At 70.3% G+C, this 25,397-nt stretch carries 22 protein-coding genes; 19 read left to right on the forward strand and 3 right to left on the reverse strand.

Going from position 1 to position 25,397, the window contains the following annotated elements; translation table 11 throughout:
- Positions 1-5 precede the first annotated feature (5 nt).
- From THSYN_RS11165 to THSYN_RS11175, 3 genes are all read right to left on the reverse strand, one after another.
- Positions 6-617 (reverse strand): M48 family metallopeptidase, encoded by a 612-nt coding sequence (locus tag THSYN_RS11165; RefSeq protein ID WP_236848864.1) that lies wholly within the window; start codon positions 615-617, stop codon positions 6-8.
- A 26-nt stretch (positions 618-643) separates the two neighbouring features.
- Positions 644-3,643 carry a type I restriction endonuclease subunit R gene (locus THSYN_RS11170; RefSeq protein WP_216644730.1) on the reverse strand — a complete coding sequence of 1,000 codons (3,000 nt, stop codon included), beginning with the start codon at positions 3,641-3,643 and terminating at the stop codon, positions 644-646.
- A 394-nt stretch (positions 3,644-4,037) separates the two neighbouring features.
- Positions 4,038-5,348 carry a Fic family protein gene (locus tag THSYN_RS11175; RefSeq protein WP_100922382.1) on the reverse strand — a complete coding sequence of 437 codons (1,311 nt, stop codon included), beginning with the start codon at positions 5,346-5,348 and terminating at the stop codon, positions 4,038-4,040.
- 56 nt (positions 5,349-5,404) lie between these two features.
- Between THSYN_RS11175 and THSYN_RS11180 the strand changes: the two genes are divergently transcribed.
- The 19 genes from THSYN_RS11180 to THSYN_RS11270 all read left to right on the forward strand — a co-directional run bounded on the left by THSYN_RS11180 (position 5,405) and on the right by THSYN_RS11270 (position 25,372).
- Positions 5,405-7,036 carry a DUF935 domain-containing protein gene (locus tag THSYN_RS11180; protein ID WP_100919215.1) on the forward strand — a complete coding sequence of 544 codons (1,632 nt, stop codon included), beginning with the start codon at positions 5,405-5,407 and terminating at the stop codon, positions 7,034-7,036.
- Between the two features lie 56 nt (positions 7,037-7,092).
- Complete coding sequence (locus THSYN_RS11185; RefSeq protein WP_216644731.1) at positions 7,093-7,386, forward strand: M15 family metallopeptidase; 294 nt, start codon at positions 7,093-7,095, stop codon at positions 7,384-7,386.
- Positions 7,379-8,197 carry a phage head morphogenesis protein gene (locus THSYN_RS11190; RefSeq protein WP_100919216.1) on the forward strand — a complete coding sequence of 273 codons (819 nt, stop codon included), beginning with the start codon at positions 7,379-7,381 and terminating at the stop codon, positions 8,195-8,197. Before THSYN_RS11185 ends, THSYN_RS11190 begins: the two co-directional genes overlap by 8 nt.
- A complete protein-coding gene (locus tag THSYN_RS11195) occupies positions 8,197-8,736 on the forward strand; it encodes a phage virion morphogenesis protein (protein ID WP_100919217.1) in 540 nt (179 codons plus the stop codon). Before THSYN_RS11190 ends, THSYN_RS11195 begins: the two co-directional genes overlap by 1 nt.
- Before the next feature lie 213 nt (positions 8,737-8,949).
- Positions 8,950-10,038 (forward strand): phage protease, encoded by a 1,089-nt coding sequence (locus tag THSYN_RS11200; protein WP_100919218.1) that lies wholly within the window; start codon positions 8,950-8,952, stop codon positions 10,036-10,038.
- Positions 10,035-10,796, forward strand: coding sequence for a hypothetical protein (locus THSYN_RS11205; protein WP_100919219.1), 762 nt, complete (start codon positions 10,035-10,037; stop codon positions 10,794-10,796). The genes THSYN_RS11200 and THSYN_RS11205 overlap by 4 nt, the downstream gene beginning before the upstream one ends.
- A 144-nt stretch (positions 10,797-10,940) precedes the next feature.
- Positions 10,941-11,909, forward strand: a complete 969-nt coding sequence (locus THSYN_RS11210) for a Mu-like prophage major head subunit gpT family protein (RefSeq protein ID WP_100919220.1) — start codon at positions 10,941-10,943, stop codon at positions 11,907-11,909.
- Complete coding sequence (locus THSYN_RS11215) at positions 11,909-12,139, forward strand: hypothetical protein (protein WP_100919221.1); 231 nt, start codon at positions 11,909-11,911, stop codon at positions 12,137-12,139. Before THSYN_RS11210 ends, THSYN_RS11215 begins: the two co-directional genes overlap by 1 nt.
- Positions 12,136-12,429 (forward strand): HU family DNA-binding protein, encoded by a 294-nt coding sequence (locus THSYN_RS11220; protein ID WP_157817603.1) that lies wholly within the window; start codon positions 12,136-12,138, stop codon positions 12,427-12,429. Before THSYN_RS11215 ends, THSYN_RS11220 begins: the two co-directional genes overlap by 4 nt.
- 2 nt (positions 12,430-12,431) lie before the next feature.
- Complete coding sequence (locus THSYN_RS11225) at positions 12,432-12,830, forward strand: phage protein Gp36 family protein (RefSeq protein WP_100919223.1); 399 nt, start codon at positions 12,432-12,434, stop codon at positions 12,828-12,830.
- Positions 12,827-13,291 (forward strand): phage protein Gp37, encoded by a 465-nt coding sequence (locus THSYN_RS11230; RefSeq protein WP_100919224.1) that lies wholly within the window; start codon positions 12,827-12,829, stop codon positions 13,289-13,291. Before THSYN_RS11225 ends, THSYN_RS11230 begins: the two co-directional genes overlap by 4 nt.
- A 108-nt stretch (positions 13,292-13,399) precedes the next feature.
- Complete coding sequence (locus THSYN_RS11235) at positions 13,400-14,182, forward strand: phage tail tube protein (protein WP_100919225.1); 783 nt, start codon at positions 13,400-13,402, stop codon at positions 14,180-14,182.
- A gap of 3 nt (positions 14,183-14,185) precedes the next feature.
- Positions 14,186-14,608, forward strand: coding sequence for a hypothetical protein (locus THSYN_RS11240; RefSeq protein ID WP_100919226.1), 423 nt, complete (start codon positions 14,186-14,188; stop codon positions 14,606-14,608).
- Positions 14,608-17,649 carry a phage tail tape measure protein gene (locus THSYN_RS36645; protein ID WP_100919227.1) on the forward strand — a complete coding sequence of 1,014 codons (3,042 nt, stop codon included), beginning with the start codon at positions 14,608-14,610 and terminating at the stop codon, positions 17,647-17,649. Before THSYN_RS11240 ends, THSYN_RS36645 begins: the two co-directional genes overlap by 1 nt.
- A 93-nt stretch (positions 17,650-17,742) precedes the next feature.
- The gene (locus THSYN_RS11250) at positions 17,743-21,330 is read left to right on the forward strand and encodes an RHS repeat domain-containing protein (protein WP_100919228.1); all 3,588 of its coding nucleotides are present in this window, start codon (positions 17,743-17,745) and stop codon (positions 21,328-21,330) included.
- Between the two features lie 34 nt (positions 21,331-21,364).
- Positions 21,365-22,573 carry a hypothetical protein gene (locus THSYN_RS11255; protein WP_100919229.1) on the forward strand — a complete coding sequence of 403 codons (1,209 nt, stop codon included), beginning with the start codon at positions 21,365-21,367 and terminating at the stop codon, positions 22,571-22,573.
- Positions 22,570-22,878 (forward strand): hypothetical protein, encoded by a 309-nt coding sequence (locus THSYN_RS11260; RefSeq protein ID WP_100919230.1) that lies wholly within the window; start codon positions 22,570-22,572, stop codon positions 22,876-22,878. Before THSYN_RS11255 ends, THSYN_RS11260 begins: the two co-directional genes overlap by 4 nt.
- A complete protein-coding gene (locus tag THSYN_RS11265; RefSeq protein ID WP_100919231.1) occupies positions 22,875-23,276 on the forward strand; it encodes a hypothetical protein in 402 nt (133 codons plus the stop codon). The genes THSYN_RS11260 and THSYN_RS11265 overlap by 4 nt, the downstream gene beginning before the upstream one ends.
- A 5-nt stretch (positions 23,277-23,281) precedes the next feature.
- On the forward strand, positions 23,282-25,372 hold the full coding sequence (locus THSYN_RS11270) for a hypothetical protein (RefSeq protein ID WP_100919232.1): 2,091 nt from the start codon (positions 23,282-23,284) through the stop codon (positions 25,370-25,372).
- Positions 25,373-25,397 lie beyond the last annotated feature (25 nt).

A 25,397-nucleotide genomic window follows, 5' to 3' on the forward strand; every position in this document is an offset into this window, starting at 1 on the left:
TCGGCCTACTGCCGCATCGCGGGGGCGCACCAGAAAACGTCGGCGCTGCTGCGATCCAGCTCGGCCTTACGGTCCTGCCAGTCCGGCAGGGCGCGCTCCAGCGACCGCCGGAATTCCCGGTTATGGCTGGGCTCCACCAGGTGGCACAACTCATGGACCAGCACGTAATCCACCAAGCGGACCGGGAGTTGCAGGACCCGCCAATTGATGTAGAGCGCGCCATCGCGCCCGCAGGACCCCCACCGGTATCCGAGATCCCTGACCAGGACCCGCGTCGGTGCCGGACCTGTCCGTGGCCGCAGCAAGTCGATGCGTCGCGCCAGCCACTCCTTGCCGACAGTGATGTACCACTGCCGGAAGTGGGCATCGGCGGGCCTTGCATCGCGCCGCAGCAGGAAGCGAGCCCCGTCGAAGTCGAGCGCTGCCTGCTGCTCATCCACCAGCACCAGGCGATAGCGCCGGCCGAGATAGCTGAAGGTCTCCCCGGTCACATACTCAGGTGCCGGCGCCTTAGGGGTGGACTCCTCCTTGAGTGCGAGCTTGCGATGCACCCAGAGTAGCTTGGTCCCGGCCCAGGCGGCCAGTTCGTCATCGCTGGTGGCAAGCGGTGCGTGCATGACCAGATCGCCGCCCCGGTCGACGGTCAACCCCAGGGTCCGGCGGCGGTCGCTGCGCCGCAGAAATCGAGCACGAGACGCACGAACGGCACCTGAATCCGCGGATCCAGGTCAGGGAAATCGGCCCCGTCGCCGCGCTTCAGTTCCCCGATGAAGCGCCGCAGTTCCCGCTCCAGCGCGTCCCAGTCGTCTTTGAAGCGTTGCAGGATCTCCTCAAGCTTCTCACTCATCTGTCGGGCATAGACCGGGTTCTGATTGGTGAACCCGGTAATGTGAAAACGCGCCGCGTGCTGCATGTGCGCCGCCCGGGCGCGGTTGTTGGTCTGGTTGGCGAGCACCTGCTCAAACTGGGCGTCGGTAATGGCGGTGGGCGGGATCCTGGGATCGACCCCGCGGGCGGACACATGACCGTCGATCAGAGCCTTGACCTTTTCCGCCACGCCCAACAGATTCAGCGCCGGATCGCGGTACAGATTTGCTGCCACCTTGTTGATGAAGCCCAGCAGCTTCGCATCCCGAAAGACAGCCCCGGGAACCTCCGGTCGATGTTCCAGAACATTCAGGGTTTCGTAGAAGAGGCGCAGCGTATTGATGAATTCGGCTCGGACCCCCAGGTCCGCGAGCAGTTCCACGCACTGATCGACTTGGGTGAAGAGGTCGCTCACACCCCGAGACGTGAAGACCGCGAGGGCCCGCGCCCGTCGATCCAGCAGCTTCGGCAGCTCGACGCCGATGTCGATGAGCGCCCCGGTGATGTCCGCGCCGTCGTACTCCTTCAGCGCCTCGTCCAGGTGACGCGCCACGCCGATGTAATCGACCACAAAGCCGCAGTGCTTGCCCCCATAGGTGCGGTTGACCCGGGCAATCGCCTGCAGCAGGTCGTGCGAGACGATCTTGCGATCCAGGTACATCATCTGCTCCACCGGGGCGTCGAAGCCGGTCAGCAGCATGTTGTTCACGACCAGGATCGCCAGCGGATCGGTCTTGGCCGTCTTCTCCGGCGCCCAGCGGCGTTTGAAGCGTTCGATCGATGCCTTCTGTTTCTCCTTGTCCGACCAATTGCGCCACGACTCCCGGTCGTTGTGACCGGGCGAGATGACCGCCGCGACCTCCAGCACCCGCAGTCGGCCTAATTGGGGATAGAGCGCAAGCAGCGAACGGGTCGCGTCGTCCAGTGACTCCCGCTCGTCATCACCCAGGGCCAGCACTGACTCCGGCAGCGCCGTGATAGCGGATACCAGTTCATCGCGCGCCCGCACCAACTGTTGCTGATAGGTCACCGCCGCCTGGCGGCTGGCCGCCACGACCTGGGCCTTGAACCCCTCCGGCAGCGCGACGGCGGCAAAGTGCCGCAGCATGTCACGGGCCTTCTGCGCGATCAGCAGCGGCGCCTCCAGCACGTCGCCCTCCGTCCCATAGCGCGCCTTGATGATCGCAAGCTCCGGCGGCGTGTAGTCGACGAACATGTCGACGAATAGCTGATCGAGCCCGGTTGCGTCCTTGACGAATCCATCCGCGGTTCGCCCCTCGTAAAGGATCGGCACCGTGGCCCCGTCCAACTCGGCGTCCTGCAAGAGATAGCGGTCGATGAAGTCACCGAAGATCTCGGCCGTCGTCTTCTTGTCGTGACTCAGGATGGGCGTACCGGTAAAGCCCACGATGGCCGCGTTCGGCAGGGCGCGGCGCAGATTACGGTGCAGCGTGCGCGTGTTGCCGCGGTGCGCCTCGTCGACCAGGACCAGGATCTGCGCCGACTCATTGAGCAACGGAAAGTTCTCGAAGTCGATACGCTCGGTATAGGTCACGGCCTTTTCGAGCACCGGTTGATCCTTGCCCGGCCGCTTCTCCTTGCGCTGGATCGTCATGGACACCCGCTCGCCGTCCCGATCCCGCGCCCCTTCCTGGTACTTCTGGAGCATGGCGAAGCAGATGTCGGGCGTCGGCTCGCACAGGATGCGTTGCGTGCGGGCCGTCGGCGACTCGCGCAACCGCTCGTCCTGTTCGTTCGGACGCAGCGTCTCGCCGGAAAGACGGGCGGTCGCGCGCAATTGGCCCTCCAGGTCAGTGCGGTCCGTCACCACCACGATCTTGTAGCCGAGCAGCTCGGGCGTCATACGCATCTTGCGCACCAGAAAGACCATGGTCAGGCTCTTGCCCGAACCCTGGGTGTGCCAGATGATGCCGCCGCGTTCGTCCAGCACCACCCCTTGCATGCGCGACCGACCCGCGAGCAGCCGCGCAATCGCCTTATGAACGGCACGGCATTGCTGGTAGCGCGCCACGACCTTACGGGTGCGCCCATCCACCTGTTGGAACACCGTGAAGTTGCGAATCAGGTCCAGCAGGTGGGCGGGGCGCAGCATCCCGGCGACCAAGAGCTGCTGACTTTGCAGCCCCGGACCCTGCATGGCGGGTGGGCGTTGCGCAGGGGTCCGGAAGAACAACGGGGTCCCGGCCCGCTCGGATTGCTCCGGGCCAAGCAGGGCCAGTGCCTCGGCCGCCGCCTGCGCGTCCGGCGCCTCTGATACCAGGCCCAATTCCTCCGCGACCCTGGTCGAGGGGACCGGACTCGTATCGCTCCATTCCAGATAGGCCTCGGGTAGTGCACCCAGGGTCGCGGCCCGCGCCTCGAAGAAATCGCTGGCGATCAGCAACTGGTTGGTGCGAAACAGGCGCTCTACACCCTCATTCTCGGTGTAACGCTCCGGCCAGACCTCGCGACGTTGATTGGAGTAGCGGAGCAACTGATTGGTCGCCTCCCCGATGGGATTTTGGATACCAGGGCTCTTGAATTCCGCGACACCCAAGGGCAGGCCGTTCACGAACAAGACCCCGTCCGCGATGATATGGCTGCGCCCGCTCGTCAATTCGACCTTGAACTGGTTGATGACCAGAAAATCATTGTTCTCGGGATGATCGAAGTCGATGTAGCGCACCGGCTGGGGTCGGCCCTGGTCCCAGTCGGGCAGGCCTTCGACCACAGTGCCCTTGAGCAGCAACTCCGTCACCGCCTGGTTGACCTCCATGAGTTCGTGTCCCGGCGCCCGCTCCAGGTCGCGGATCGCCTGCGCGATACGCGCCTCGTCCAGCCAGGGCTGACCGTCGCGCAGGTTGATCCGTTAGAGCGCCGCGGCCAGGCGCCCGCGCAGCAGCACCTCCTGCGAGCTGGTTCGCTCGGTGGACTCCGGCAGGTCCGGGTCGCCCTGGATCCACATCCCAGCCCATGGCCTGAAGCTGCCGACAGAAGGGCAGTTCCACCAGGTCGCGTTCCCACTCGATCTTGCTCATCTGCTTGCCTGTGCTGTTGACCTGACCCTGCAGCCCCGAGAATCGGGGCGAAATCGCTCTTATGGGCAGCGGTGGGGTTGTGCTATTTTTCGCTCGAAATCGCGTAAGACTTTGTTTCTATATTACCGCGCACTATTTCGGTGCAATTGGGCTTGTGCTAAGGCTTGTGCTAAACAGCGCACCCTGCAGCAACTCGACCCACTCCGGAGCCAGGGCGTAGGCACGTACGCGTTGCGCCCCGGCGCGTGCGGGAAGGACAAAGCCCTCGCCCCGCCACCGCTCCAACCATTCCCGAGCCGTGTTGGCCGACACGCCGAACCACTCGACCATATCACCGGGGCTGAAGCTCATGGCGGTGGCCCCTTGTTCAAGTCCGCGCATCAGCAGGCGTGTCAGCAATTGCTGTTGCACCCGGCGCAACGATTCCCACGGTGGGGCTGCGCGACGCTGCGGGGCGTACAGTTCGATCGCCTGTCGATGCAGCGACTCAGCGGCCCGGGCCATGGTTGCCAGGAAATAGGTCAGCCATTGCGTGTGGTCGGCATCATGACGGCCATCGTAGAAATTCACCGGCAGGGCCATCTGGAGATTATCGTAATAGGCCCGCAGGTCTGCCGTATAGTGCTCTTCGAGCGACAGGAAACCGCGTATCTCGTAACCGCTGCGCCACAGTTCCACCGTCGCCAGGGCCCGGGCCGTGCGGCCGTTGCCGTCGCTGAATGGATGGATGCTGACGAAGCGATGAGCGAGCAGCCCGGCGCGTGCCGGTCCGGGCAACAGGGCGGCCTCCGGTCCGGTCCACCAGGCAGCCAAATCGGCCATGAGTACCGGCACGTCCTTCGGCACGGGCGGGGCATAATCGATGCGACGCGTAGCCGTATCCACCACTGGACATTCCTCGCGGCGGTAGTTGCTGCGCAGGCCCCGCCGGCCCACACCGCGCACCAGGATGATGCCGTGCAACTCCCGAATCAGCTCCTCGGACGGTACCCGGCTGGCCTCGATCTGCTCCTCGATCCACTCCAACGCCCGCCAGTAGTTGCGCACCTCCTGTTGCATCTCGGTCTGGGTCTTGCCGACCGCCAATACCGCCTGACCGACCTCGACGGTATTGAGCGTATTGCCCTCGATGCGGGTCGAATGCCGGGTCGCCCGCTGCCGGGCCGCCTGGCGCAGGCGCAGTTCCTGGTCGGGCGGCAAGGGCAGTACGGCGATGACTGAACGCGCGGATTCGATCAGGGCCAGGTCACGCACCATGGCGTGACTATAGCTGAAGCGCGCGCGGAAGGTCAGGGGTAGGGCGTCGCCGGGCAGGGCTTGGGGGTCCGGTGGCGATGGGGTCAGCGGGAGCCCAGCCTCGGTGATCCATCGCTCGATCAGTTGCAGCCGAACGGCCAAACCGGCCCGGTCCACTACGTCCTCGTCAGGCGTCTCGGCCACCATCCGCAGCAAGGCGCCTCGCTCGCCGACGCTGATGACGACCGCCGAGGACTCTACTGATGGGACTGCTCCGCACCGCCGCCGCCGCGCTCGCCGATTATTTCGGCCGCCCGGTCGCCCCCAAGACCCTGGCCGCGCGCCAGACCGAAGGCGCGAGCACGCAGGCGCTGGCGCGCACCTGGGCCGGGCACCCGGTGCGCGGCCTGACCCCGGAACGCCTGGCCGCGCTGCTGGAGGGCGCCGAGACCGGCGACCTGACGCAGCAGGCCGAACTGTACTTGGACATGGAAGAGCGCGACCCGCACCTGCACGCCGAGATGGCCAAGCGCCGCCGGGCGATCCTGAGCATCCCCTGGAGCATCGAGCCGCCGCGCGACCCCAGCGGCAAGGAGAAACGCCAGGCCAAGGCCGTGGCGGGGCTGCTGGGCGGCATCCCGGATCTGGAAGATGTCCTGCTCGACCTGATGGACGCGGTGGGCCATGGCTTCAGTTGCCTTGAGGTCACCTGGTCAGGCCCCAGCACCGAACGCCTGCCGGTCCACATCGAACACCGGCCGCAGACCTGGTTCCAGTTGGACAAGGGCACCCGCACCCAGTTGCGCCTGCGCGACGGGTCCGCGGACGGCGCCGACCTGTGGCCCTTCGGCTGGCTCACCCACACCCACCGCGCGCGCTCCGGCTATCTGGCGCGCGCCGGGCTCTATCGCATCCTCGCCTGGCCCTGGATCATGCGGCAGTTCAGCCTGCGCGACATGGCCGAGTGGCTGGAGATCTACGGCTTACCCATGCGCTTGGGTTATTACCCCAGCGGCGCGGGCTCCACCGAGAAGGCCACCCTGTTCCGCGCCGTGCGCGACCTGGGCCGCCACGCCGCCGGCATCATGCCCGAGGGGATGCGCATCGACCTGCTGGCCGCCGCCGAGGGCCAGGCGGACCCCTTCCTGGCGATGGTCGAGTATGCCGACGCCGTCATGTCGCGCGCCATCCTGGGCGGCAGCCTCTCCAGCACCCCGGGCGCGACCGGCATGGGTTCCGGGGTCGCGGACCTGCAAGGGGAGGTCAAGCGCGACCTGCTGCTGTCGGACGCGCGTCAGGTGCAGAGCACCCTGAGCCGTGACCTGGTCTATCCGGTCGCGGCCCTCAACGGCCTGGTCGATGATCCGCGCCGGGCGCCGGTGTGGCGCTTCGATACCCGCGAGCCGGCGGACCTGACCGCCTTCTCGACCTCCTTGCAGCGGCTCACCGCGTCCGGCATGGGGACCTTCATCCCGGTGTCCTGGGTGCGCGAGCAGACCGGCATCCCGGAGCCAGCGGGGGATGAGCCGACCCTGGGAGCCGGGGCGTCCCGCCCCGGCGTGCCGGAGGTGACCGCGGCACCCGCTGCGGACATCACGGCCCTGGCCGCCGCCGCCACCGGCCGGGGCGGGACGCCCCGGCTCCCGCCCGACTACGCCGTGACCCACACCGCGGCCCTGGCCCGGCTGGCCGAACCCGCCATGGTCGCCATGGCCGGCGCGGTGCGGGGCGAACTGGACGCGGCGCTGGCCGCGGGAGAAGACATGGCGAGTTTTAACGCCCGGTTACTGGGCATGTATCCGGCATTACCGGACGGTTCCCTGGTCGCGGTGCTGGCCGAGGGGCTGGCGGCGGCCGACCTGGCCGGACGCTATGACGTGGCGCAAGGCGACTGACGATGTATCCCAGGTGCATGATGACATTACGGCAACAACAGTCAAAATTCGCAAGCATGATTCCGGGCTTGATCCAGCACGCCATCGCCCTGGGCTACGAGGTGACGCTCGGCGACGCCTATCGCGACCCGCGGGTGCATGGGGCGTCCGGGATCAAAAAAGGCTACGGCGCGGCCAAGAGCTTCCACAAGCGGCGCCTCGCCATCGACCTGAACCTATTCCGGGGCGGGAAGTATCTGGACGGGACCGACGCGCATCGGCCGCTCGGGGAATGGTGGGAAGCGCAAGGGGGCACCTGGGGCGGGCGATTCCGCGACGGCAACCACTACTCGCTCGGCGAACATGCCTGATCCCGCCTACGGCTCACTGCCCTTCGCTGAGCAGATCGCCTTCTTCAAGGCGAAGCTGAACCTGCCCACCGAGCACTGGGACGACCTCCTGGGCGCGGCGCACGACCGCGCCTTTGTGGTGGCCGGGGCGACCAAGGCGGACCTGATCGCCGACCTCAACACGGCGGTGCTCAAAGGCATCGAGCAGGGCACGACGCTGGCGGAGTTCGCGCGCGACTTTGACGCCCTGGTGGAAAAGCACGGCTGGACCGGTTGGACCGGGGAGGGCAGCGCGGCGGGCCGGGCCTGGCGCACTGAGGTTATCTACAGCACCAACCTGCGCACCAGCTACGCCGCCGGGCGCTGGGCGCAGATTCAGGCGGGCAAGGCCGACCGGCCGTATCTGCTTTATCGTCACAGTGACGGCGTGCTCGACCCGCGCCCGGAGCATCTGGCCTGGGACGGCCTGGCGCTGCCGGTCGATGACCCGTTTTGGCAGACGCACTATCCGCCCAACGGCTGGGGCTGCCAGTGCCGGGTGTTCGCGGTCAATGACCAGGACCTGGAGAAGCTGGGTAAGGCCGGGCCGGACCGGGCGCCGGTACCGCCGGGGGATACCAGCGGGATCGGGCGGGGGTGGGATTATGCGCCGGGGGCGAGTCTCCAGAATCTGCTCGGGACGGTCCAGGCCAAGGCGGCGGGGCTGCCGGGGGCGCTCGGGCGGGATCTGCTGGCAGCGCTGCGGACCTTCACCGAAGGCCGTCCGCCGGCAGACGCCGAGCCGCCGCGCGACGGCGACCAGCCCGCCGGGGCGGGACGCCCCGCCTCCTGATGGCCGGCACCAACATCACCATCCGCGTCGACGACGCCGCCGTGCGTGCGGCCCTGGGCGCCCTGATTGCCAAGGTCGGCAAGCCGGCGGCGGCCCTGCGCGACATCGGCGAGTACCTGCTGCTGGCCACCGACCAGCGCTTCCGCGCCCAGCGCGCGCCCGACGGCACGCCCTGGGCGCCCAACAGCGATGTGACCCTGCTGCGCGCGCTCGGGCGCGGCGGGCTGTCGCGGCGGCGCACCGCGAGCGGCGGGCGCACCCTGACCGCCAGCGGCGCGCGGCGCCTGGCCGTGAAGATGATCCTGCGCCAGAAGGGATTCCTGCAGGACACCCTGCGCTATGACCTCACCGCGGGCGGCACCGGGCTTCAGTTCGGCACCGACCGCAAGTACGGGGCGATGCAGCAATTCGGCGGCACCCGCAGCCAGTGGCCGCACCTGTGGGGGGACATCCCGGCGCGGCCGTTCCTGGGTGTGACGGGGGAGGATTCGTCGGAAATCCTCGCCCTCCTGCGCCGACACCTGGTGCAGGCGCTGTAGCCGACCGTTACCGGGATGCGGAACCCCGTTTAAACCCCGTTTAAATCGCTCCCAAATCGAGCGGCGGGGGTCCCCCGGTGCATCCCCCGCGGCGCGGCGCTCCAAGGGCTCAAATCGCCTCCTATCGGAGGCGCCGCCCGGCACCATCCGGGACGCCCAAATCCCTCGCTCGCTCCGCCCCGATCGGGCGGCGCGGGCGGGCACAGTGGGGCCATGTCACCGCCCCCCCGCATCGCCGCCCTCGCGCTCCCCGCTACCGTCGGGGCGGCGCAATTGCTGTTGCCCGCGGGCACCTTCGATGCCCCACGCGGGGCCATGCTGGGCGCGGGCCCCTGGCACCTGAGCGAGGCCCAGGGCCGCGCCCAGGCCAGTGCCCTGGCGCAGCACGCGGCGGATCTCCCGATCGACTACGAACACCAGACCCTGCGCGCGGCCGACAACGGCCAGCCGGCCCCGGCGGCGGGCTGGATTTGCCCGGCTGACATCCTCTATGAAGCCGGCCGCGGCCTGGTCGCGGCGACGGTGCACTGGACCGAGCGCGCCGCCGCGTACATCACGGCCGGCGAGTACCGCTATCTATCCCCGGTCTTCACTTACGGCGCCGACGGCGCGGTGCGCGAGCTGCTGCACCTGGCCCTGACCAACACCCCGGCGCTCGACTATCTACCGGAGGTCGCGCTGGCCGCGGCCTCTCTCCTGTCCCATGCCCCTGCGGAGGCCCCGATGGATGACATGCGCGAGCGCGTGCTCTACCTGCTGAATCTTCCTATGACCACGAACGACGCGGAGCTGCTCGCCGAACTGGACAAGCTCAAGGCGCTGCTGGGCAACGGCCCCGACGGCACCGCGGCGACCTCGCTGCCGGCGCTGCTGGCGGAGCGCGACACCCGCATCGCGGCCCTGACGGCCCAGGTGCAGGCCGCCCCGCCGGCGGACCTGATCACCGAACTGCGCGGCCAAGTGGCGGCCCTGATGGCCGACGGGCAGGCGCGTGCGCGTACCACCCTGCTGGCCGCCGCGGTCGCCGACGGCAGGCTGCCGCGCGACGGCAAGCTGTTCGCCTATGCGCAGCAACTCAACCCGGACGCCTTGACCGCGCTGCTGGCCGACCTGCCGCCGATCGCGGCGCTGTCGGGCACCCAGACCGGCGGCCAGGCCCCGGCGGCGGTCGCCACTGACGCCACCGACGGCGGCCCCTTCACTGCCGCCCTGGCGGCCGAGTTCGGGACCGAGGACGCCTACCGGGCCTATCAGCGCGCTGAGCAGGACGGGCGCATCAAACACTTTGGAGGTACCAAGTGACCACCCTTGCAGCCAACAAGCCGCGCCCGTTCGAGTTGGGCGATATGGGGTCATACCCGGTCGCGGCCAGCACGACCATCTATGAGGGGTCCGCGGTCGGTCTGATCGCCGCCAGCGGCTACGCCCGGCCCCTGACCAGTGCCGATCGCTTCGTCGGCTTCTGCTTCGCCCCGGTGGTCAACGTGACCGCCGCGGAGTTGCAGGTGCAGGTGCGGCGCAGCGGCGCGGTGCAGTTGCCGGTGACCGGCGCGGTGATCACCGACGTGGGGATGCCGGTCTATGCCACCGACGACGACGTGTTCACCCTGAGCCCGGTCGGCGGCGTCTTCATCGGCTTCATCCGGCGCTGGGTGTCATCCGCGGTCGCGGTGGTGGAGTTCGGCCCGCTGCTGGTCGATCCCTATGCCGCCTGGCCGACGCGCGAGGCGGTTGCCAACGCCAAGACGCTCGATGCCGAGGACAGCGGCAAGCTCTTTTGGGTCACGGCGGACGCCGGGGTCATCACCCTGCCGGCCATCGCCACCGCCCTGGGCGGCTGCGCCATCGTCAACGGCGGCGCCTTCGGCACCGTGCTGGTCACCGTCAGCCCGGCCGCGGCCGACATGATCATGGGTCTGGACCTGGCCGGGGTCGACGACAAGGACCTGCTCAACACCAAGGCCACCGCCCGCCGCGGCGACCTGGCCGTCCTCATGCACGGCGACGCCGACGGGTATGTCATCACCCGCCTGGTCGGCACCTGGGCGAAGGAAGGATGAGGGATGAGGGATGAGGGATGAGGGATGAAGGATGAAGGATGAAGGGGGAACCCTGAGCCCGTCGGCGCCTTCAACCTTCAACCTTCAACCTTCATCCTTTCTTGAACCCGCCCCCTTACGCCTTCGTTAAACTGGAGTTAAGCCATGCCTACGATCCCCCAACCCGCCCGCATCAGCACCAGCCGCGCCGTCATTGCGCTCTTGGTGCAACAGATGGAAGACGCGCTCGGCGACGACTGGACCGGCCAGATTGCCAACCCGACCCCGTTCGCGTCCGATCAGGAGTCCGAGACCTACGCCTGGCTGTCGGAAGTCCCGAAGCTGCGTGAGTGGCTGGGCGGCCGCCAGGCCGTCGGCCTGTCCGAGTCCGGCTTCACCATCCGCAACCGCAAGTTCGAGTCGACGATCGAGATTGCCGTGGATTGGATGCGGCGCGATAAGACCGGCCAGATTCGGCAACGCATCAACGAACTGGCCGACGCTGACCGCGCCCATTGGGCGGAGTTGCTCACTGACCTGATCATTGCCGCTGAGGATACCGTCTGCTATGACGGCCAGTATTTCTTCGACAGCGACCACCCGGACCCGAGCCAGGGCACCAGTGCCACCCAGTCCAACGACCTGACCTATGACTCGGTCAGCGTCACGGTGCCGACCACGGTGGAGTTTGTCGCGGCGACCCTGAGCGCGACCAAGGCGCTGTTGAAGATGCGCACCGAGAAGGGCCGCTATCTGAACGCCGGGGCCAAGCGCTTCACCCTGATGGTGCCGGTCGACTTCATGGACGTGGCCGCCGCCGCCCTGGGCGCGACCGTCATCGCCGATACCGTCAGCCGTACCAACACCATTCAGGTGCTGGCCACGCTGGGCGGCTTCGGCTATGACCTGGTGATCAACCCGCGCCTGACCTGGACCACCAAGTTCGCCCTCTTCCGCGGCGACCGCAACGCCCAGGCACTGATCCGTCAGCAGGAGCAGGCGACCCAGGTGTCGGCGATTGCGGAGGGCTCCGAGTTGGAGTTCCAGAAGGACGTGCATCAGTACGGGCTCAAGGCGATCCGCGGCGCGGGCTTCGGGCGCTGGCAGCATTCGGCGCTGCTGACCTTCGTCTGATGGATGAGCTCTGCCACTGTGACGTGATCCGCCTGCCCGGCGCCCCGCCCTGGCGGGCGGGGCGCGCCTGGCCGCTCGGGCTCACCGCCGCCTTCCTGACCCCGGAGCAGGTTCGGGTCCTCGGTGAGGACCCGGGCTATTCGGTCAGCGACTGGGACCCGGGACCGGCCGCCGCTACCCCGGCCCAATCACCCGCCGCCGCGGCCCTGCGCCGCAAGAGGTCCGCTTGAACAAGTCCCAACTGAGCAACACCGTCGCCGTGGTCTTGGGAGTCTCCAAGTCCAGCGGTGCCGCCACCGTGGATCTGGTCCTGGAGGCGATCGGCGGCGTCCTGGCTACGGGGGAGGATGTCACGCTGCACGAGTTCGGCACCTTCCGCCTGATCCACCGGGCCGCGGAGCCGGCCCGTGCGATCAATGGCAAGACCTACGCCATCCCGGCCCGGACCAAGGTGCGCTTCAAGGCCCATGCGGGGCTGCTCGCGCGCCTGCCCGCCCCGGTCCCGGACCCGGCCGCCTGAGCATGGTCTACGCCACCCCCGTTGAACTGCGCGCGCGCTACCTGGTCGGCCTGGATCAGGACGAGTTCGCCCTGCGCGATGATGCCAATCTGGAGCAGGCCCTGGCCGCCGCCGCGGCCGAGATCGACGGTTACCGCCTGCCCGGTACGCCGAGCCCGGCGGCGCTGCTGATCCTCAAAGACAAGTGCCTGACGCTGGCGCGGATGCTGGTCAATCAGGACCAGGCGCTGAGCGCCGAGCATCCGATCGTGCGCGATGGGTTGCGGGTCTTCACCTGGCTCAAGGATCTGTCGCGCGGCGTGGTGAAGCTGCCGGCCGCGGATGCCGAGGACGTCGGCGGGGGCGCGGATTGGGCCAGCGCGCCGACGGCGTGGGGGCGTGGGGAGGGGGGCGGATTGTGAATGCTCCCCTCGCCGACCTCCCCACCGGCCTCGCCGCGATCGTCGCGGCCCTGGCCGCGGCGCTCCCCGGCGGCGTGAACGTGGTGCGCGCCGGCGGCCCCTTCGACGTGGCAGAGGTGCGCCGGCACGCCATGAACGCCCCGGCCGTGGTGGTCGCCTGCCTGGGCCTCACCAACTACACCCGCCGCGGCGAGACCTGGAGCGTCATGGGGCAACTGGCGGCCTATGTCGTCACCCACGACCAGTCCGGCGCGGCCCTGCGCGATGTGGCGGCGCTCGGCCTGGTGGACCAACTCCTGCGCGTCGTCGCGCGCAACACCTGGGGCCTGCCCGAGGGGTTCGGCGTACCCGACCCCGCGAGCGTGGAGGCCGCGAATCTCTACAGCGGCGATCTGGACTCGGTGGCCGTGGCGCTGTGGGCGCTGACCTGGCGCCAAGAGTTCAGAGTTCAGAGTTCCTGAACCCCGAACCCCGAACCCTGAACCCCGCACCCCGCACCCCGCACCCCGCACCCCGCACCCCGCACCCCTCACCCCTCACCCCTTACCCCTAAACCCCGGAGCCCCACCATGGCACTCGACCTCACCCCCCGCCGCTTCCTGTTCCTGGACGTGGCGATGAAATACGGCCCCTGGGTCGGCGACACGCGCCCGACCCAGTTGTACGACGCCATCAACTTCTCGAAGCTGGAATTTGCCCCCCCGCCGCAGAAGACCAGCCGCATCACCAGCCGCATGGAGGGCAGCATCGGGCAGGCGCTCGCGTCGGTGCAGCGCCCGACCGGGGAGCCGGGCACGCTGGACGCGGAGTTCGACGCCGCGCCGGTCGGCTTCCTGGCGCTCGCGCTGGGGGCGACCGTGGTCGAACTGGCGGTCAGTGCCGCGCCGGTGGCCGATGCCGCCGTCACCACGGTGCTGGGCTTGTGGGTGAAGCTGCCCAACGCCTGGATCGATGCCGCGACCTTCGTGCTGGAGACCGACGGCGATCCGGACGTGGCGATCGATGCCACCAAGTACCAACTGGATGCGGTCAACGGCTTCGTGAAGGCGACCCATGCCGACGCGGTGGGCAGCAAGCTCGCCAGCTACAGCGTCAAGGCGACCACCGGGGAGACCTACCACGCCGGCCAGGCGCTCAGCACCGACGTCTATCTGGTCGGTACCGGTACCGAGCAGGCCACCAAGAAGCGCTGCTCCATCGTCGTGGAGCGCGCCAACCTGGCCCCCGGCGGCAAGTTCGACCCGGTCGCCGGCGATGCCCTGAAAGGCAGTGTAAAGGGCGATTTACTGACCCCGGCGGACGCGGTGAGTCCGTGGCGCTACGCCTACTCGAACTGGGCCTCGACCCTCTGAGCCATGGCCCTGACGCTCGCGAGCACCGCGACCTCGCTGACCCTGCCGGGTAACCTGCTGTGGGCGGATGAGCTGGCGTGGGAGCCGCGCCAGCAGGCGGTGACCTGGGCGCTCGATGGGGTGGTGTGGGTGTTCGACGGGCCGGCCCGGACCGGGCGCCCGATCACGTACCGCGGCGGCGCTGACTGGGTGCGCCTGTCGCGGACTGACTTGCTGGCGCTGCTGGCCCTGGGCGCCCTGGGCACGGCGCTGACGCTCAACCACCACGACGGGCGCACCTTCCGGGTGCTGCCGCGGCGCGAGAACGGCGAGTCCTGGGTCCGGTCCGCGCCCTGGCCGGTGGTGGGGGACTCCGGGGCGGCGAACCCCAGCGGCACGGCCTGGTATGTGCTTGAGGAAATCCGCTTGATCGAGGTGCCGGTCTGATGGCCGCCCGGGACCTGGCACTGAAGATCGTCATCGGCGCGCAGGATGCGGCCAGCGGGGTGCTCCATGCGCTGACCGGCAGTGTGATGCGCCTGGCCGCGGCGGCGGCGGCGTTCTTCGGCGCCCGCGCGCTCGCTGAGTGGTTCGCGTCCGCGACGATCGAGGCGGGGGCACTCCAGCGCGAACTCTCGATCTTGCAGCAGGTTACCGGCGCCCTGCCGGCGGACCTGCAAGCCTTGCGGGCGGCGGCCGACGCGGTCGCCGCCTCGTCGCTGCCCTACACCACCCGCCAGGCGGTGGCCGCGGAGATCGAACTGGCCCGCGCCGGACAGAACACGGCGCAGGTGCTCAACTCACTGCGCCCGACGCTCGACCTGGCGAGCGCCGGGCAACTGGAGGTCGCCGAGTCGGCGGCGATCATGACGCGCACCCTGGCCGGCTTCGGCCTGGGGGCGCAGCACGCGGCACAGGTCGCCAATACGCTGGTGGCCGGGGCCAATGCGTCCAACACCAGCGTGCGGGGGCTGGCGGAGGCCCTGAGCTATGCCGGGCCGATGGCGTCGGCGGCGGGCTACAGCCTGCAACAGATGGTCGCCGCGACCGGCGCCATGGCCAATCGCGGCATCGACGCGAGCCGGGCGGGCACGGCGCTCAACAGTATCCTGAGTCAACTCGCCGATCCGGCCTCGGCGGCCGCGCGCGCCCTGGGCGATATGGGCATCACCTCGCGCGACCTGTTCGTGGTGCTGGGCGAACTCGCCACCGGCGGCCCCGCGGCGGAGCGGGCGATCCTGGCCTTCGGCATGGAAGCCGGCCCGGGCTTGCGCTCACTGGTGGCCGAGGGCGCCGCCGGGGTCGAGACCCTGCGCCAGCAAATGCTGGGGCTGGGCGATGAGGCCGGCAAGGCCGCCGCGGCGATGCAGGACAATCTGCCGGGGGCCTTCGCGTCCCTGTCCTCGGCCTGGGACACCATCAAGACGCGCCTGGGGGAGGGGTTGCTGGAGCCGGTGCGCAAGGAGGTGGTGGCACTGACGGGGCAACTGACGACCTGGCTCGCCAGCGGGCAGTTGGAGGTGCTGCGGGCGGACCTGGCCAAGGTGTTCGAGTCGGCCGCGGCGGCGGTGCGCAAGTTTATCGGCGACTTCGACTTCGGGACGGTGGTGGAGAAGATCGGGGCCTTTGCGCGGGACTCCGCGACGACCTTCGAGGGGTATGTGGCCAAGCTCAAGTCGCTGGGCGAGACCACCAGTCAGGTGGTCGGGGCGCTGCAGGTGGCGTGGAACGGCACCGCCGTCGTCGTCAACAAGCTCAGGGAGGTCAATGCAGCGATCGAGTTGTTCCGGGCGAACAATATTCTGTGGCGCATCGAACTGGCGGCCAAGGTCGGCCTGGCTGATGCCCAGATGGTCGCCGCCGCGCGCAAGAGCGCTGATGAGTACAAGAAGGCGTGGGAGGACGCGGGCAAGCGGGTCGAGGCGTCTTACGACGCTACCGGCGCCGCCGCGGCGCGGATGATCGGCGATCAGGAGTCCCTGGCCGCCATCGCCAAGGCCGAGGCCGAGGCCGCCAAGGAGGCCGCCGCCGCCAAGGAAGCCGCCGCCGCCAAGGGCGCGGCCGCCGCCGCCACCGAGGCGGCCGCCATCAGCCTGACCGCCGACCAGTTGGACGCCCTGGGCGAGGGCTACAGCCAAGCCTCCGACGGGGCCATCGCCCTGACCAACGCCAGCGCCCAGACCGCCACCGCGCAGCAGCAGGCTGCCGCCGCGCTGACCGCGGCGCGCGCCGCGCTCGCGGAGGAGAACGAGGCCGCTGAGCGCGGGGTGGAGGTCGCGCTCCAGTGGAACGCCGCGACGGGCAAGTGGGTGACGGCAGCGCAACAGGCGGTGACCGCGGCCCTGGCCCAGGTCGCGGCGGCGCAGCAGGGCACCACGGCCAGCGCGGCGGCGGCCAGTGCCACGGAGCTGGAGACCAAGCGCCGGGCGGCACTGACGCGCCAGCTGGCAGAGGAAACCGAGACCCTGCGCCAGTCCATCGAGATGCAGCGCACCGAGTCGACCATCGCCCAGGGCGCCATCGGCGTGCTGGAGCGTCAGGGCCAGGCGCGCCTCACGCATCTTGCCAACCTGCGCGCCGAGGCCCTGGCGCGCGGCGACACCACGGCGGCGCAGCGCCTCGAACTCGATACCACGGCGGCGGAGCTGGTCGAGCTGGCGGCCCTGGCCACGGCCAAGCAGCAACAGGCCGACCTGGAGGCCAGGCTGGCGCAGACCATCGCCGAGAAGGCGCGCGTGCAGGGCGATGCTTCTCCGGCGACACAGGTGGCGATTGCCCAGGCGCAGCAGGCGGCCGAGAGCTTGCAGTTGGAAGCGGACGCGGCGCAGGAGGCGACGCGCCACGCGCAGGCCCTGAGCGAGGCGCAGCACGCCCTGAGCGAGGCCTTCGCGTCCGCCGGCGCGACCGGGCTGAAGACCATGGAAGACCTGACCCGCGCCATCGCCGCGGCCGCCGACAGCGACGCCCTCGGGCGCCTGGAGGCGGCCCTGGCATCAGCCTTCGAGGCCGGCATGGTGGGCGCCGACAAGTACCAGGAAGCCCTCAATGCGGTCCTCAAGAAGGAGCAGGAACTGCAGGCCGCGGCCGATGCGCGCCGCAACGCCCCCAGCACCACCAGCTTCAACGACCTGTTTGCACAATTCGGCACTGACCTGGGCGGCTATGGCTCGAGCTTCGGTACCGGGGTTGACCCCACCCAAAAAGCGGCGGCGCTCGCCGCCTACGAACAGTGGCTGCGCGCAAACGGCAAATTCGGCGCCGCCACCGACACCGGCGCCGCGTCCGGCACCAGCACCGGCGGCACCGCCAGCGGCACCAGCGGCGGCACCGCCACCGGCACCACCGGTGGCGGCGCGATGGTCAGCCGCACCACGCGCGTAGAACTGGTGGTGGGCGGCACGACCACGGCCCTGGATGTTGGCGCCGGCCAGGACCAGGACCTGATCGAGGCCCTGCGCCGCGCCGGTCTGGCGTCCTCGATCGGATGATGGAGGACGGGGCCGGCCGCCACGACCCGCGCCCGCCGTGCTGCATCCTGCATCCTTCATCCTTCATCCTTCATCCTTCATCCCGGGATCATAATGGCCATCACCGCCGAGGACCTGCGCTTCTTTCAGTCGGAACGGATGTCCGACACCACTGACGGCGGCGGCCAGCGTGCCGGTACCGAGATCCTCAGCGGCACCGCCAATCAGATCTTCGATGACCTGTCCGACGTGGACCGGGTGGCCGGGGATGTCTCCATCCGCAAGGTCTTCGCCCAGGTGGCGAGTGCCGACGCGGCCAAGTACCTGGATGCCGGGGTGGTGGTGCTGACCCCCCCGGCCGACCCGGCGGTGTCGGTGCTGGCCTTCTCCACCGGCTCACACTATGACGAGCGCGGGGCGCTGCGCGAGCGGCTGGAATCGGGCCTGAGCCCGGGCGCGCGCTGGAGCGGCTGGTTGTGGGGCACTCACTTCACCAATCAGCGTGCGCTCAACCTGTGGCAGCGCCCCGCCGCGAGCCTGCCGGGGGTGGGGCAGCGCCTGGTGCTGGTGGCGAGCGCTAACGGCGTGGCGCAATCCTCGCAAGTGGTCTGGATCACGCGCGTGGTGGATGATGTGGTGGAGGTGCAGACCCCGCAGGGCGCGGTGACAGTGCGCTCGGTGGTGTGCGAACTGGCCGAGCCGTTGCGCCAGGACTTCACCGGCAGCGAGCCGGGGCTCTATGACGCGACGGGAGCTACCGAGATCTTTGCCACCCGCTACAGCGCCGATGCCGTGTCGCTGGTCGGCGCCCTGCCGCTGGCGAGCGCCGCGGCGCTCGGTGACTACAGCGTGCGCCTGCCGAGCCTCTATGCGGCGTTGATCCCCACCGCCACCACCGAGACCGCGTTGGCCGACACGACGCCGGGGGGGGGGCTCGCGGGCCTGGTCCCGGCCGCCGCCGGGACCTGGTCCTTCAGCACCAGCACCGACTGCGTCAAGCCGGGGGCCAGCCTGTACCTGGGTGGCCCGGTCTATCCCGGCACCCTGAGTATTGTCGTCGCCGGCTCTACCATCACGGACCTCGGCGGCACCCTGCGCCTGGCCACCACGCCCATCGGCACGGTCGACTACAGCAACGGCGTCTGCGCCTTCAACGACGCCGCCCCGGCCTTCGGGGCCGCGGCGAAGAACATCCTCTACCGCCCGGGGGCGGCGCCGGTGCGCATCGCCGACACTGCGGCGCAGTTGGTCACCTTCGAGAACCGCGGTTTCGTGTGGGTCATCACGCTGGTACCCAGCCCGGCGGCCGGCACCCTGCGGGTGAGTTACCGCACCAACGACGAGTGGTACACCCTCTTCGACACGGGGGCCGGGGCGCTCGCGGGGGTGGATGCGAGCTATGGCAGCGGCCAGCTCAACCGGGCCACTGGCACCGTGACCCTGACCTGCGGCGGCCTGCCCGACGTGGATTCCGAGATCATCTATGCCTGGGGCACCCCCATCAGCTACACCGCGCGCGGCGGCACCGCGCTCGACGCGCCCAAGGTCAGCGGCACCACCGCACACCCCGGGGTGGCCCCGGGTACCGTCGATATCAGCTGGAGCGTCGGCGCCACCACCTACACCCTGAGCGACGACGGTGCGGGCGGCGTGAGCGGCACCGGCGGCACGGGGGCGATCCACTACGCCACCGGGCAGTGGTGGGTGCGCCCGAGCCTGGTGCCGCCGCACGGCACCGAGTTCACCATCAGCTACGACTATGGCGACCCGGTCACCGAGACCTTTAGCGCCCCGGCGCGCCAGCCGGACACCTCGCTGCTGCTCACCCTGGCCGCCGTGCCACGCCCCGGCTCGGTGGCGGTGACCTGGCCCATCAGCGTGGTGGATTACCGCGACACCAACCACCAGATGCCGCCCATCCCCGAGCAGGTGAGCGCCACCGACGACGGCGCCGGCGCCCTGCCGATCACCGGCGGTACCGCGGGGGTCGTGAACTACGCGAACGCGACGCTCGCCTGGGTACCGGAGGTGACGCTGACGGTACCGCGCCAATCGTGGCTGGTGGGGGAGCAGCTGGGGGTCGAGGCCTCCGGTCCGGTCTATCGGGTGGTCTTCAACGGGTTTTGGTACCAGGACACCGGCGGCACCTTCCCCGGCGCCGGCACCGTCACGGTGCGCTATCGCCCCAGCGGCGGCGACACCGGCGCGCTGGAGACCCTCACCCTGACGGCCCTGGACCTGGACCTCGCCAAGGGCTTCGGGGAGACCCTGACCGCCGGCTCGCTGCGCTTCACTTTGGGCGGCACCCACTATATCCACCGCAACGGGGCCCTCTATACCGACCTCAGCCCGGCCACCGGCGTGGGCGCGCTCGCCGGGACCCTGGACACCAGCAGCGGGCGCGCCCGCCTGACGCAGTGGCCGGCGGGCGGCGCCAATGCCGTGACGCTCGATGCCCTGGTGACCGAGTTCGGCGGGCAGCCGGTGGACCAGGTCATCTTCCGCACCGCGACCTCGCCGATCAAGCCCGGGACCCTGCAACTGCGCTGGACCGACCTACTGGGCAGCACCTTCACCAAGACCCCCGGACCGACCGGCATCATCACGGACAACGACTGCGAGATCCGCGTCGATCCCATCCGCGGCCTGGTGCGCTGCCGCTTCGGGCGCTGGCGGCTGGTGTCCGGGCTGACCCCGGCCGAGCTGGCCGCCGACTGGTACAGCGCGGACGCCATCGTCACCACCGGCACGGTGCAATCGATCTGGCAGTCACACCTGATCGACGCCGCTAGCCTGGTCTACAACGCCGTGGCGACTACCACCATACCGCCCGACTCCACGCTGCTGGGCCTGGACGCCGCGCGCCTGCCGGTGGACGGGCGGGTGCTGATCTATCGCCCCGGGATGCTGGCCCTGGTGCACCACACGGCGACCCTGAGCGTGCCGACCCTGAGCGCCGGACAGGTCATTGACTGTGGGCGGCTGCGGCTCTATCGCGTGGTGATCGATGACAGCCTCCAGGCCCGTCTGCCGGCTGACCGCTACACGCTCGATCGCGCCGCCGGGCTCCTCACCCTGGCTGATCCGCTGCCCCAGAGCGGCTTCACGCCGCCCTGGACCATCCGCCACACGATCGCCGACCTGGGGCGCCTGCGCGACACCGACATCAACGGTACCCTGACCTTCGTGCGGGCGCTGTCCTACGACTTCCCGGCGGCCACCAGCCTGGTGTCGGGGATGCTCTACTGCGGCACCCTGCAGGCGCGCGTCTCCAACCTGTTTGCCCAGACCACCTGGACCGGGACCTGGAGCGACGCGCGCCTGGGGGATGAGCCGTTGTGCCAGTACAACGCCACCCTCTACCCCATCGGTGTGACCAACGCGGCGGCGGTGCCGGACCGCGTCCTGGTGCAGATCACCGGCGCCACGGCCTTCCGCGTGATCGGGGAGAGTCTGGGGATCATCGCCGTGGGCGACACCACGCAGGACTGCAGCCCGGTGAACCCGCTGACCGGGCAACCCTATTTCACCATCGACGCGCGCGGCTGGGGCCTGGGCTGGAGCGTCGGCAACTGCCTGCGCTTCAACGTGGCCGCGGCCAGCTACCCGATCGACCTGGTACGCGCGGTGCAGCCGTCGCAGCCCAGCGGCCTGGGGGATGAGGTGGAGTTGCTGCTGGTGGGCAATGTCGACGGCGCTTAACCGGCGCTCAAGCGCTCTGTAAGGGGACTGTACGATGACGATCCGCGACACCTCGGTGTGCTACTTCGACTCCACCATGGCCGGGGCGCCGACCCTCAACGGCCTGGCGGGCAGCATGATCAGCGTCCTGGACGCGTGCCTGCTCGACGGCTTCGGGTCCGTCAGCGTCACCAGCCTGACGGTGACGACCGGGGTGGCGACGTTGACCGTCAACGCCGGGCATGGGTTGGTGAATCTGGGGGCCTCCGCCAGCGTCGACATCGGCGTGGTGATCCTGATCGGCGGTGTGTCTGCCCCCCGCGACGGGCTCAACACCCGCTGGCGGGCGAGCGTCACCAGCCCGACGGTGCTGACCTGGACCTGTGGCAGCACGATCCCGGATGGTAGCGCGCAGGGGGTCATCACGGTGCAGCGCGCGCCCACCACGGGGTGGTCGAGGGTCTTCAGCGGGACCAACCGCGCGGCCTACCGGTCGCTGGATGCCGCCGCGACCGGGCTCTACCTGCGCGTGGAGGACGCCGGCTCCAACGCCACCGAGGGGGCGCGCGTGGCGCGCGTGGTGGGCTACGAGGCCATGTCGGACATCGACACCGGCACCGCCCCCTTCCCCACCGCGGCGCAGCAGGCTGGGGGGCTGCGCTGGATCAAGAGCTACACCGCGGACGGCGTGTCCCGGTTTTGGGCCATCCTGGCCGACCATCGTACTGTGTATCTCTGGGTTAATTGCGGCGCCGTGGTCGCTGCCGGTCGGGGACGGTTCACGTTCGGGGATTGCTCCAGTTTCGTGACCGGAGACGTTTCTAACTTTATTTTGTCCGGCAATTTAGCGGCCTTAGTCGGCGGGTACTACAGCATGGTATGCCGAGAGCGCGCGATGCCGGGTAGCGCCTCGGCCCACTATGTCGCGCGCTCCTATGTGCAGAGTGGCGGGCCGGTTTACCTGCACTATCTCACCCCCTACGCGGGGGGGGGCAATGTAGGGCAGGGACTGCTGGCCGACCCCTGCCTATCGGATGGGCGCACCTGGGTGGCCCCCCTCTGCGGCGGCGAGAGTACCGTGCTGCCGCGCGGTACCTACCGCGGACTCTTCGAGTTGCTGTCCGTGTATCAGGTCCGCACCTGGCTGACCCCGTACGTCGATGTGAGCGGGGCGCCGGCGACGCTGTTACTGATGGCGGGTGGGCATGCCGACCCGGCCCACGCCGGCGACGTCCTCGCCGACGTCGTGGGGCCGTGGTCATGAGCGGCCGTCTCTCGCCCCTCAGCCCCAGCGCCCCCCTGCGTGCCGACCCGGTGTTCGGCGGCGCGTATCGCATCGCCGACACGATCACCGAACTGGGCATCCCTGGCGCCTACCGGGTCAGGCTGTACCACCGCGCCACCGGGCGGCTACTGCGCGAGACCTGGAGCGACCCAGCGACCGGCGCCTACGCCTTTGAGCGCATCGCCTGGCGCGATCAAGGCTATTTCGTGATCGGCTTCGACCACGGCGCCGAGCCGGTGAACGCCGCCATCGCCGACCTCATCACCCCGGAGCCGATGCCATGAGCGATCTGCTGGCCTTCGCCGAGGACCGGCGCACCGCGCGCGCCGCGCTGCTGGGCACCTGGCTGGATGGCGGCACCCTGGCCCTCTACGGCGCCCCGCGCCCGGCGAGCGCCGATAGCGCCCCCGGCGCTGCCGCGCTGCTGGGGACCATCAGCTTCGCCAGCCCCAGCGGCAGTGCCGCCGCCGGCGTCTGGAGCGCCGACCCCGTCCCCGCGGCGGCCCTGGCGCTGGGCACCGGCACCGCCGTGTGGGGGCGCCTGCGCGACAGCGCCGGGGACACCATCGCCGATGTCACGGTCGGCATGACCGGCACCGCTGCCGCCATCACCCTGGACGCTACCGCGCTGATCGCCGGCGGCATGATCACCGTCAGCGCCGCCACCATCACCGAGGACTGAGCGTCATGCCCGGCAGCGCGACGCTGCGGCTCACCGGCCAGCCCGGCAACCCCGCCCTCGTCCTGGGCCTGGCCGACCTCCCGCCCGGCCGCCTGTCGCTGCGGGGTAGGGCCGGCGGGGCGCGCGGGGCCCTGGCCCTGGGGTTCGTCCCCCCGTCGTTTCCCGGCGCGCTGGCCGGGCGCACCGCGGGGGCGCGCGGGGCCGTTGCCCTCGGCTTCGACCCCAACCTACTCATGCACGTCGGCGCCACCCGGGCGGCGCGCTGGGCGGTCGGCACCAGCCTGGCCGCCGGCCCGGCCGACCAGTGGCAGCCGGCCGCCCCGGCGCATGGCACGCTGCGCCCCGCGTGGCGCGCCGCCCCCCTGGCCGCCGCGGTCGGCCGGGAGCGCTGGCACCAGTCACCGCTCCTGCCGGGGAACCGCGGCCATATCCGCTGGGGTGTCGCCAGTCCCCAGCGCGGCAGCGCCCGGGCACACTGGGTGCAGGCCCCCCCGGCGTGCACCGGCGTCACCCAGTCGTGGGCCACGGGCACCCGCAGCGGCGGCGGCGCCGTCGCGGCCTGGGTCGACCTGCCGCTGGCGGTGCGCGCCTGGCGCAGCGCCTGGGCACCGGGCGCGTCCGCGCAGCAGACCCTGCGCGCCCCCTGGCGGGCGGGCGCGCGGCTGGCGGTGTGCCTGATCGAGCGCTGGCGCGACGCCGCCCTGGTCGGCTATGTGTGGGGCGATCAGCCGCCCGCGCCGCCCTGGCAGCCGCCGCGCCCGGCCCCCAGCGCCCGGCTGTTCCTGGACTGGCCGCGCGCGGGCGGGCGGCTGTACCTGGGCCGCCGCGCCGCGCCCGGCGCCTACCGCTTCCCCACCCGGAGGTCCTACTACGTGAACCACGAATTTGCCGCCTGGCGCCTGGCCGATAGCGCGCGCGTCGGCCTGCTGACGTTTGACGTGTCCCTGGACGCCGACGCCTGGGCCTGGAGTTGGAGCGGCACCCTGGCCGGGCCCGCGGCCCTGGAGACGGTGCAGGCGGGCAGCGACGGGGCGCCGGTACCGTTGGCGGTGCAGGTCAATGACACCCTGTGGTGGCTGCGGGTCGAAGACTGGGAGGCCGAGGGGCAGGCGGGGAGCAACACCATCCGGGTCAGCGGCCGCGGCCTGTCGGCCGAACTGTCGAGCCCGGAGGAACTGCCGGCCTGGGGCGTGCTGCAACAGGCCCGCACGCTGGCGCAAGCCTTCACCGAGCGCCTGCCCCTGGGCAGTCCCTGGACCCTCGCCTGGGCCGCCGGCACCCCCGATTGGCTGCTGCCGGCCGGGGCCTGGACCTGGAGCAACCAGACCCCCATCGGCGCCATCCACGCCGCCGCGCTATCGGTCGGCCTGATCGTCGTGCCGGAGCCGGGCGCGCGCCGCCTGACCATCCAGCCCCGCTACCCGGTCCTGCCCTGGGCCCTGGCCGCGGCCACGCCGGACCTGAGCGTCCCGGCCAGCGCCATCTGGATGCGCCGCACCCGCCAGCGGCTCACCACCCAGGCCACCGCGGTGTGGGTGCAGGGCGGGGACATCGGCGGCCTGCTGGGGCGCGTGTGGCGCGAGGGCAGCGCCGGCGACAAGACCGCCGCCCCGGTGCAGTGCGACCTGGTCACTCATGTCGACGCCGCCCGCCTGCTCGGCGCCCGCCTGCTGGCCGCCCAGGCCCCGCAACCGCTGGTGCGCGCCGTGCGCCTGCCGCTGGGCGGCGGCCTGGGCCTGGTACGGGTGGGGTCAGTGGTGGAGATCGCCACGGCGGGCGGCACCGAGCGCGGCATCGTCTGCGGCGTCGCGGTCACTGCCAACCAGAGCGAGGCATCCCAAGTGGTCAGCCTGGGCGAAGACACCCCCAACCAATGGGCCGCCTGGCGCCGCCTGACCCCCGCCTCGCCGCTACTGGCCGGCACCGTCGCGAGCGTCGGCGCCGGGACCTGTGTGGTCGGGGTCCCGGGCCAGGGGTCAATGCGCCTACGCTACCGCGGCGAACCCGCCCCAGGTGTCGGCACTCGCGTGTGGTGCCAGGACGGCTGGGTGCAGGGGGCTGCACCTGCGATGCCGGAAGTCGACATCGCGGTGTGATGCTTCGTGCAAACCATTTGGCGCG

This window comes from Candidatus Thiodictyon syntrophicum (assembly GCF_002813775.1).
Lineage (GTDB): Bacteria > Pseudomonadota > Gammaproteobacteria > Chromatiales > Chromatiaceae > Thiodictyon > Thiodictyon syntrophicum.